4 protein-coding genes are annotated in these 7191 nt (G+C 70.3%); all 4 read left to right on the plus strand.

Translation table 11 applies throughout. The features are described 5' to 3' along the window. The first annotated feature begins 330 nt into the window (after positions 1-330). The 4 genes from dnaE (at position 331) to Q7F20_RS17010 (ending at position 6803) form a co-directional block, all read left to right on the plus strand. A complete protein-coding gene (gene dnaE / locus Q7F20_RS16995) occupies positions 331-3813 on the plus strand; it encodes a DNA polymerase III subunit alpha (RefSeq protein ID WP_370871723.1) in 3483 nt (1160 codons plus the stop codon). A 105-nt stretch (positions 3814-3918) separates the two neighbouring features. Further along, positions 3919-5226 carry a histidinol dehydrogenase gene (hisD, locus tag Q7F20_RS17000; RefSeq protein WP_305741247.1) on the plus strand — a complete coding sequence of 436 codons (1308 nt, stop codon included), beginning with the start codon at positions 3919-3921 and terminating at the stop codon, positions 5224-5226. A 12-nt stretch (positions 5227-5238) separates the two neighbouring features. Continuing rightward, positions 5239-5730: a transcriptional regulator NrdR gene (nrdR, locus tag Q7F20_RS17005; RefSeq protein WP_305741248.1), complete on the plus strand. Its 492-nt coding sequence runs from the start codon at positions 5239-5241 to the stop codon at positions 5728-5730. A gap of 5 nt (positions 5731-5735) precedes the next feature. Beyond that, positions 5736-6803, plus strand: coding sequence for a quinone-dependent dihydroorotate dehydrogenase (locus tag Q7F20_RS17010; RefSeq protein WP_370871724.1), 1068 nt, complete (start codon positions 5736-5738; stop codon positions 6801-6803). The last annotated feature ends 388 nt before the right edge of the window (positions 6804-7191 follow it).

A 7191-nucleotide genomic window follows, 5' to 3' on the forward strand; every position in this document is an offset into this window, starting at 1 on the left:
CGCACCGTGCCGCTCCGGGCGCTCCGGGCGCTCCGGTCGCTCCGGTCGGTCCGGTCGCGGCTGGGCGGCGCTTCGTGCGAGGTCGCACGATGTGTCGCCCTCGGCGACTCCGAGCGGCACTTCGTGCGACCTCGGCGACGCGCCTGCGGCGTGTCGCGCGACCTCGGCGACGCGAGTCCGGGCGGGTCGAGCGGTCGCCACGCCGCCGCGCCCGTGGATGTGGGTGGCCGAGGTTAGGCTGTTCCCAGACCGCAGCAGCTCCCGCGAACCGGAGGTTCCGTGTCGGATTCCGACTCCTTCGTCCACCTGCACGTGCACAGCGAGTACTCGATGCTCGACGGCGCCGCCAGGCTCGGCGACCTCGTGGCCGAGACCGCCGCCCAGGGCATGCCCGCCGTGGCGGTGACCGACCACGGCAACATGTTCGGCGCGTTCGAGTTCTGGAAGGCAGCGAAGGCCGGCGGCGTCAAGCCGATCATCGGGACCGAGGCGTACATCACGCCCCGAACGCACCGGACCGACAAGACCCGTGTGCGCTGGGGTGACGGCGGTGGCGACGACGTGTCCGGCTCGGGCGCGTACACGCACATGACGATGTTCGCCGAGAACACGACGGGCATGCACAACCTGTTCCGGCTGTCGAGCAGGGCGTCGATCGAGGGGTACTACTTCAAGCCCCGCATGGACATCGAGCTGCTCGAGGAGTACCACGAGGGGATCATCGCCACGACGGGCTGCCCCTCGGGTGAGATCCAGACGCGGCTCCGGCTCGGCCAGTACGACGAAGCCGTCAAGGCGGCGGCGGACTACCGCGACATCTTCGGCAAGGAGAACTACTTCGCCGAGGTCATGGACCACGGGCTCGAGATCGAACGTCGGATCATGAGCGACCTCATCCGGCTGGCGAAGGACCTCGACATCCCGCTGGTCGGCACGAACGACCTGCACTACACGCACTCGCACGACGCCAAGTCGCACGCGGCCCTGCTGTGCGTCCAGTCCGGCTCGACCCTGAACGACCCGAACCGGTTCAAGTTCGACGCCGACGAGTTCTACCTGAAGACCCCGCAGCAGATGCGGCACCTCTTCCGCGACAACCCCGAGGCCTGTGACAATACGCTGCTCATCGCCGAGCGGTGCAACGTCGAGTTCGACACCGCCGCCAACTACATGCCGAAGTTCCCCGTGCCCGAGGGGGAGACCGAGCACTCGTGGTTCGAGAAAGAGGTCGCGAAGGGCCTCGAGTACCGCTACCCCGACGGCATCACGCCCGAGGTGCAGGAGCGCGCCGACTACGAGGTCGGCATCATCAACCAGATGGGCTTCCCGGGGTACTTCCTCGTGGTCGCCGACTTCATCAACTGGTCGAAGAACAACGGCATCCGGGTCGGCCCGGGCCGTGGTTCCGGCGCCGGCTCGATGGTGGCGTACGCGATGCGCATCACCGACCTCGACCCGATCCGGCACGGCCTGATCTTCGAGCGCTTCCTCAACCCGGACCGTGTCTCGATGCCCGACTTCGACGTCGACTTCGACGACCGGCGCCGCGGTGAGGCGATCAAGTACGTCACCGAGAAGTACGGGTCGGAGCGCGTCGCGCAGATCGTCACGTACGGCACGATCAAGGCGAAGCAGGCGCTCAAGGACTCCTCGCGCGTCCTGGGCTTCCCGTTCGGCATGGGCGAGAAGCTCACCAAGGCGATGCCGCCGCCCGTGATGGGCAAGGACATCCCGCTGACCGGGATCTTCGACAAGGACCACCCGCGCTACAAGGAAGCCGTGGACGTCCGCACGGTCGTCGAGACCGACCCCGAGGCGAAGACGGTGTTCGACACCGCTCTCGGGCTCGAGGGGCTGAAGCGCCAGTGGGGCGTGCACGCTGCCGGCGTCATCATGTCGAGCGACCCGCTGATCGACATCATCCCGGTGATGAAGCGCGAGCAGGACGGCCAGATCGTCACGCAGTTCGACTACCCGGCAGCGGAGTCGCTCGGCCTGATCAAGATGGACTTCCTGGGGCTCCGCAACCTCACGATCATCAGTGACGCCCTCGACAACATCAAGACGAACCGTGGGATCGAGCTCGACCTCGAGACCATGGGGCTCGAGGACCCCGAGGCCTACGCGCTCCTGCAGCGCGGCGACACCCTCGGGGTGTTCCAGCTCGACGGCGGCCCGATGCGCGGGCTGCTGCGCCTGATGAAGCCGGACAACTTCGAGGACATCTCGGCCCTCATCGCCCTGTACCGTCCGGGGCCCATGGGCGCGAACTCCCACACGAACTACGCGCTCCGCAAGAACGGCGAGCAGGCGATCACGCCTATCCACCCGGAGCTCGAGGAGCCCCTGCAGGACATCATCGGCACGACCTGCGGCCTGATCATCTACCAGGAGCAGGTCATGGCCATTGCGCAGAAGGTCGCCGGGTTCTCCCTCGGCCAAGCGGACATCCTCCGCCGCGCGATGGGCAAGAAGAAGAAGTCCGAGCTGGACAAGCAGTACGCCGGCTTCGAGAAGGGCATGCAGGACAACGGCTACTCGGCCGCTGCGATCAAGACCCTGTGGGACATCCTGCTGCCCTTCTCCGACTACGCGTTCAACAAGGCGCACTCGGCGGCGTACGGCGTGGTGTCGTTCTGGACCGCGTACCTCAAGGCGCACTACCCGGCCGAGTACATGGCTGCGCTGCTGACGAGCGTCGGCGACGCCCGCGACAAGCTCGCGCTGTACCTCAACGAGTGCCGCCGCATGGGGATCAAGGTCATGCCGCCGGACGTCAACGAGTCGATCGGCTTCTTCGCCGCCGTCGGCGAGGACATCCGATTCGGCATGGGCGCGATCCGCAACGTCGGGTTCAACGTCGTCGACGACATCGTGCAGGCCCGCACCGAGAAGGGTGCGTTCGAGTCGTTCCACGACTTCCTCCGCAAGATCCCGATCTCGTCGGCGAACAAGCGCACGGTCGAGTCGCTCATCAAGGCGGGGGCGTTCGACGAGTTCGGCGACACCCGGCGGGCACTCGTCGAGATCCACGAGGCCGCGGTCGAGGGCGCGGTCAAGGTCAAGCGCGACGAGGCCCACGGCAACGTCGGGTTCGACTTCGACTCGCTCTTCGCCGAGGTCGCCGAGGAACAGCCCTCCGCAGCAGCGGTGTCCCAGGTGCCCGACCGACCGGAGTGGTCGAAGCGCGACAAGCTCGCCTTCGAGCGCGACATGCTCGGCCTGTACGTGTCGGACCACCCGCTGGCCGGTCTCGAGATCGAGCTCGCGAAGCACCAGTCGATAACCATCGCCGACCTCATCGCGGCCGACGACTCGGTCGAGGGCGAGACCGTCACCGTCGCGGGGCTGCTGACGAGCGTGCAGCACCGGGTGGCGAAGTCCAGCGGCAACCCGTACGGGATCGTCGACATCGAGGACTTCGGCGGCCAGATCGGCGTGATGTTCCTGGGCAAGACCTACCAGGAGTTCGGGCCGTCGCTCGTCGCCGATTCGATCGTGGTCCTGCGCGGCCGGGTCAACGTGCGCGACGACGGCAAGGCCCTGCACGCGGTGAGCATGTTCCAGCCGAACGTCGGCGACGCGATGGGTTCCGGACCGCTCACCTTGAGCCTCCCGGAGCGCCAGGCGACGACCACGACCGTCACCGAGCTCGCGGCCGTGCTCGGTCGGCACAGCGGCGAGACCGAGGTCCGGCTGAAGCTCATCAAGGACGACGTCGCGCGCACCTTCGAACTGCCGTTCCCGGTGAACCTGACGCCCGACCTGTTCGGCGAGCTGAAGAGTCTGCTCGGGCCGCGCTGCCTGGTTTGACCGCGACGCCGGAGCGCCCCGACGCCGCCGTGTTGCAGGCGTTCGGGGTCCCCGGCGTCGAGCCGGTCCGGCTGCCCGGCGGCCGTCGCTAGGCTTGGAGCCCTCATGATGCAGCGAATCGACCTCCGGGGCGGCCTGCCCGCCCGCGCCGAACTCCTCCGACTCATGCCCCGTGCCGCCGGCGACGTCTCGCACGCCGTCGACGCCGCGCGCGCGCTCGTCGAGGACGTCCGGCACCGCGGGGCGGACGCGTTGCGCGAGCAGGCCGAGCGGTTCGACGGGGGCGCTCCGGCGAACGTCCGGGTCCCCGCCGCCGAGATCGCCGCGGCCGTCGCCGGCCTCACGCCGGAGCTCCGCGGAGCGCTCGACGAGGCCATCCGCCGGGTCCGGGCAGCGAGTGCGGCGCAGGTGCCCGCCCCGTCCGTCACCACCCTGGCCGACGGCGCTGAGGTGCACCAGCGCTGGCAGCCGATGCGCCGTGTCGGGCTCTACGTCCCCGGTGGCAAGGCCGTCTACCCGTCGAGTGTGGTCATGAACGTCGTCCCGGCACAGGTCGCCGGGGTCCGGTCGATCGCCCTCGTGTCGCCCCCGCAACGGGACCACGGGGGAGCGGTGCACCCGACGATCCTCGCGGCGGCCGGGCTGCTCGGCATCGACGAGGTCTACGCGATGGGCGGTGCCGGCGCGGTCGGCGCGCTGGCGTACGGCGTCCCCTCGATCGGTCTCGAGCCGGTGGACCTCGTCACGGGCCCCGGCAACAACTACGTCGCAGCCGCCAAGCGCCTCGTGCGCGGTGTGGTCGGCATCGACGCCGAAGCGGGAGCCACCGAGATCCTCGTGATCGCCGACGACACCGCGGACCCCGGCTACGTGGCGGCCGACCTCATCAGCCAGGCCGAGCACGACGAGCAGGCCGGCAGCGTGCTGGTGACCACGTCGGAGACGTTCGCCGACGCGGTGGAGGCGGCCATCCCGGAACGTGCGGAGCGTGTCGGGACCGCGCCGCGCCTCCAGGTCGCCCTGGACGGACCGCAGTCCGCGATCGTCCTCGTGGACTCGCTCGCCGACGCGGCGACCGTGAGCAACGCGTACGGGCCGGAGCACCTCGAGATCCAGACCGTCGACGACGACGCCGTCCTCGCCGACATCGACGCCGCGGGTGCGGTGTTCGTCGGGCCGAGCACTCCGGTGAGCCTCGGCGACTACCTGGCCGGGTCGAACCACGTCCTGCCGACCGGCGGTCAGGCGCGCTTCGGGTCGGGGCTGTCCGCGTCGACCTTCCTCCGTCCGCAGCAGGTGATCCGCTACTCGCCGGACGCCCTCGCCGAGGTCGCGCCGCACATCGTCGCCCTCGCGACCGAGGAGCAGCTCCCCGCGCACGGCTCCGCCGTGACGGAGCGCACGAACCGGTAGCCTGGGGTCGACATGTTCTGCCCCTTCTGCCGCCACCCGGACTCCCGCGTCGTCGACTCCCGGACGAGCGACGACGGAACCTCCATCCGTCGCCGCCGTCAATGCCCGAACTGCGGCCGCCGCTTCTCGACCACCGAGACCGCTTCGCTGAACGTCGTGAAGCGCAACGGCGTGACCGAGCCGTTCAGCCGCGACAAGATCGTGTCCGGGGTGCGCAAGGCGTGCCAGGGACGCCCGGTGACCGACGGCGACCTGGCGATCCTCGCGCAGCGCGTCGAGGAGACCGTCCGGTCGTCGGGGTCGAGCCAGATCGACGCGAACGACATCGGACTCGCGATCCTCGCACCGCTCCGCGAGCTCGACGAGGTCGCGTACCTCCGGTTCGCGAGCGTCTACCAGGCCTTCGACTCGCTCGAGGACTTCGAGGACGCCATCGGCGGGCTCCGCCGCGACCACCACGACGGGGCGGCCCCGGTCGCCGATCCGTCCGGGGCCGGCGCGTGAGCGGGATCGCCGAACGGATCGTCCGAGGCGGGTACTCCGTCGTGTTCCGCTCGGTGTTCGCCAACATGGACCCCGAACGCGCGCACCACCTCGCCTTCGCGGTCATCGCCGCGCTGCCGCACGTCCCCGTCCTCGGTCGTCTCGTCGAGCGCTACTCACGGCCCTCCGCCGCCGACGGCGTGACCACGATGGGGATCCACTTCCCGTCCCGCTTCGGCTTGGCTGCCGGGTTCGACAAGGACGCTCGTGGCATCGCCGGACTCGGCGTCCTCGGGTTCGGTCACGTCGAGGTCGGCACGATCACCGCCAAGCCGCAGCCCGGCAACGAGCGCCCGCGGCTCTTCCGGCTCATCCCGGACCGCGCGCTCATCAACCGCATGGGTTTCAACAACCACGGCGCCGCCGCCGCAGCACGTCGGCTGGAGCGTGCCCGGCGCAACCCGGGGCGGCCCGTCATCGGCGTGAACATCGGCAAGAGCCGGGTCGTCGCCGTCGAGGACGCGGTGGACGACTACCTGGAGTCGACGCGTCGGCTCGCGCCGTTCGCCGACTACCTCGCGGTCAACGTCAGCTCGCCGAACACGCCCGGACTGCGCGGTCTGCAGGAGCTCGACCAGCTCCGCCCGCTGCTCACCGCCGTGCGCGACGCCGCGGGCCGGGTGCCGGTGCTGGTGAAGATCGCGCCAGACCTCACGGACGAGCAGATCGACGCGATCGCCGGGCTCGCGGTCTCCCTCGGGTTGGCCGGTGTCATCGCGAACAACACCACGATCGCACGCTCCGGCCTGACTACCCCGGCCGAGACGGTCGAGGCGATGGGCGCGGGTGGCCTCTCCGGCGCCCCGCTCGCGGCACGGTCGCTCGAGGTCCTGCGTCGCGTCCGCGCTGCGGTCCCGTCGGACTTCTGCGTCATCGCGGTCGGTGGCGTGACGACGGAGCAGGACCTGCAGGACCGGATCGACGCCGGGGCGACCCTGGTGCAGGGCTACACTGCGTTCCTCTACGAGGGGCCGAGCTGGGCGACGCGCATCAACCGGCTGCGCCGGCGCCGGTTGCGGCGCGCGGCGCGCTGAGGCGGGTCTCGCTTCCCGAACCTGGTCCGCGTCCGCGTCCGCGTCCGGGTCTGCGCGTTCGGCGTCGAGGTCGCACGACATGCCGTGTGCGCTGTGACGAGGTCGCACGACGCCGTGTGCGCTGTGACGAGGTCGCGCAATGTGCCGTCGCGAGCGCCGCGGAGCGGCACTTCTCGCGACCTCGGCGATGCGTTCCTGTCGGGTGGCGAGCAAACGTCGAGCACCTGACGGACGGGAGGCGCGGGGCGGGGTCGCACCGCGCCTCCCGTTCGGCGGGTGGTCGGCGCGTGCTCTCGCAGGCGGGCGGCGGACCCGCGAGCGGCCGCGATCGGGCGCGACGTGCCGCTCATGTCCGTCGAGCGGGCGGAACGCGCCGCCCGGAGGCCGC

This window comes from Curtobacterium sp. A7_M15, from assembly GCF_030705415.1.
Lineage (GTDB): Bacteria > Actinomycetota > Actinomycetes > Actinomycetales > Microbacteriaceae > Curtobacterium.